This window comes from Aquiflexum sp. (assembly GCF_977115555.1).
The window spans coordinates 1-3,538 of sequence record NZ_CDSBKL010000406.1 but is presented as its reverse complement, the minus strand read 5'-3'; the positions used below and the strand labels follow the sequence as shown (position 1 = coordinate 3,538).

The window sequence follows — 3,538 nt, the reverse complement described above, 5'->3', positions numbered from 1 at the left end:
TTCATCTCATCTACCAATTCACCACTCACTTCTGAAAAGTTATTCACAAAATTCAGCGGGTTCTGAATCTCATGGGCAATACCTGCTGTCAGTTCTCCAAGAGAGGCCATCTTCTCGGATTGGATGAGTTGGGCTTGGGTGGATTTGAGGTGTTCGAGGGATTGCTTGAGTTCTGAGGTTCGATTAGAAACCTCTTTTTCTAGAATTGCTTTTTCATGTTTCAGCTTTTGGGTGCGCCATCTGATAAAGCCAAAAATGCAGCTTAAAAACAATACGGAATAGCTCAAATAAGCCCACCAAGTCCGATACCAAGGGGGAAGCACGACAAAGTCATAAGCTAGTTCACTCTTGGCTCCATAGGGACTGATGGCTTCTAAGCGAAACTTATATTCCCCTTCGCTCATATTGCCGAAAAATGCTTCGTCCTTCAAACTCAAAGGACTCCAATTATCTTCATACCCGTCTAGTTTGTACCGGTATTGGGTATAGCTACCAAAAGAGAGTGAATTAGTGGCAAACTGGAAAGTGATGCTGTTATTTTGAAAGGGTAACTGAAGGTTTTCTGGGATTAAACTTCCATTTCTAAAGCTATCAAACTGAATCTTTCCATAGTTGGTAAACTGTGCTTCTGCAGTTTCCCGATCGAGTCTTTTTCGAAATTTGAGGGCTGATTCATTTTTTACAGCAATGCTGTCCCAATTTGCTTCTCCAGCAATCAAGGACCAAATGACCTCCTGATTGTTTACCCGTATATTTTTAATTTCCAGCGTAGGTTTTGGAAATCCTCTCACTTTATCAATATCCAAACGTTGAATACTTCTAAAATCATTGGACCAAACACCCGAGGAATCAAATAGGATTTTTGATTTGAAAAAATTTCCACTGAGTAGCTGAAATCCATTACTTTGAGAATACCTGGAAACCTTGGGGTTTATTTCATCAATCTGATCAAAAGGCAAAGTAATCAATCCACTACTGGAGGAAAACCAAATCAATTCACGGGCATTATCTACAGCAATCCCAGTAACTATGCTACCAAAGCCTTCTGTTTGAGGAAAGTTGGTTAGCTTTTCTCCATCAAACTTGCTTAATCCTCCATCTGTGCCTATCCAGATATTTCCAAATGGATCTTCAGATATAATATTAACGTAATTATTTGGGAGACCCTGTGCGGTACTTATCTCCATCACGCTGTCCTGTGTATAGACTCGTACTCCTGTAGTATCTGTTCCAACCCATATTTGATTTCTTTTGTCAACCAGAAAATTGGTAATATACTCTGGGAAGCCTTGGTCCTTTCCATATCGGGTAAAGGAATTTCCATCAAAAAGGGTATATCCACCTGTACCGAAAATGATTAAATTACCCTGATTATCAACGCTAATGTCATGACCAAATGTTAACTCTAATCCAAGAGAGGAGTCATACCTGTAAAAATTAACTCCATCAAATTGGATCAAAATTCTTTCATTAGGCCATCCATTGGTTTCCATCCAAAGATGGCCCTCTTTATCTGCCTGTAAGGAAATAATGAAGAGTTTTTGAGGGTCTAAAAATTTGGAGAGGTCATAGACAATGGCTTCATTCTGATTGTAACGGGTCAATTGCTGATTTCCTCCTTCCCATTTCACACCTTGGGCGTCTATTGCAATTGAAGGCATGAATGATTCATCTGTGTCCATAACTTTTTCTAAAGGATTCATATAGCTGAAACTCAGCCTGAATAAGCCTTCGAGGGAACCTATCCATATATTTCCTGTTTGATCCTCAGCAAAGGAACTAACATTAGAGATTCCAAATTCTTTAAGGGTATATTGGATCAGTTTTTCTTGATGGTAAGTAATGAGTTGATCATTTGTTGCAATCCAAATCTTCCCTGAGCTGTCTTCATATATTTCTCTCAAAAAATCTGATTCTATCAAAGGAGTAAAGGACTGATTCTCGAATTTTCCTATCATATACTTTCCGTTCGAATATATTGAACCCCAAAAATTCCCCTGACTATCGACAAGTTTGAGATCGACAGAGGATTCATTCTTTTCCCAATTAAAGGTTAAGTGGCTGAATTTTTTGCCGTCAAATTGAAATACACTCTTACGAGTAGTGGCGATGAGTTTTCCTTCCTTGTCCAAAAGAAGATTAAAAACCCATGGATCCGTAAGGCCTTCCTCAATCCCAAACTTGGTAACAGAATCTTCGGCTATGCGATAAACACCTTGGCTACTTCCGATCCAAATTGACCCTTCTGAATCCTCGATTAGGGTCAAAATGATAAATTCAGTATCGTTGAAACCTAAATTAATGGGTTTAAATTTTTGCCCATCATATTTGTATAGGTGATTCGAACCTCCGAATACGCCGACCCAGAGGTTATTTTTGGAATCGACCAGAAGATTACTAACAAATAAATTCCCGTTGCTATTCGAAGAGGTAAAGTTGGTAAAGGTGGATCCATCATAGCTGCTGAGATTTCCAATACCCCCAATCCAAAGCTTGCCTTGCTGATCAATTTTTAGATCTTGAACTACCGGCGAGGCAAGACCATCGGCGATGCCAAATGAAGTTATGCTCGGCACTCCTACGCCATAGGGATGTTTTAGCGGAATTGTTCTTTGGGTAACATTCGAGATTTTTTTTGGTCCCTTCGTTGCGGATATAGGGGTGACTTTTGGTGGGAGCAAGGTGTCCGACAATGCCCGTTTGACGATCGGCTCAAACTGTTCTTCCGCAATATCAAATTGAAGATGCCTTTCCGTACAACTTGCTATAATGAAGAGGATAGAAATGATCAAAAAAATCTTGAATTGCTTCATGATGTCTTTATTTGGTTGGTAATAAAATACTAAAACTTGAACCCTCTCCTTCCTTACTCTCCACCTTCAACACCCCCCCATGCGCCTTTACAATATCATAAGATAGTGATAATCCCAATCCCGTTCCCTGCCCGGTCGGCTTGGTGGTGAAGAAAGGTTGGAAGATTTTGTCTTTGATTTCGTCTGGAATGCCTGAGCCATTGTCTTGTATAGAGAGTTGTACCCCTAAATCTTCCCGAGAATTCGGGACAGGCTCTGAAGGGGACTTGGTCACCTTTGTTTTGACAATCACTTCTGGTTTATAGCCTTCTATTCCGGATTTTGACTTTTCACTGACCGCGTAAAAAGCATTATTGACCAAGTTTAAAATCACCCGCCCGATATCCGAAGCTACAACATTTGCCTTTGGAAGATCCGGATCAAGCTCCAGTTTGAAATCCGCATTGAAAGAATTGTCTTTGGCCCGTAATCCATGATAGGAAAGCCGGACGTATTCATCGGCCAGTGCATTCAAGTCAGTAGGTGCTTTTTCGCCTTTGTTTGCGCGGCTATGCTCGAGCATTCCTTTAACGATGGCGTCTGCCCGTTTGCCATGATGGTTGATTTTGGAGAGGTTTTCTTTGAGGTCTTTTCCGATGAATTTGGCTTCTTCAATATCACCTTTTTCCAGTTCCTCATTCATCTCATCTACCAATTCACCACTCACTTCTGAAAAGTTATTCACA

The 3,538-nt window shown here is 40.4% G+C and carries 2 protein-coding genes; both read right to left on the bottom strand.

The genetic code is table 11. From position 1 onward, the window contains the following. The coding region (locus ACZFYI_RS17450; RefSeq protein WP_462525406.1) for a two-component regulator propeller domain-containing protein at nt 1–2,813 on the bottom strand (2,813 nt) is incomplete at its 3' end. A 7-nt stretch (nt 2,814–2,820) separates the two neighbouring features. Beyond that, a partial coding sequence (locus ACZFYI_RS17445) for a sensor histidine kinase (RefSeq protein ID WP_462525405.1) occupies nt 2,821–3,538 on the bottom strand: 718 nt, incomplete at its 5' end.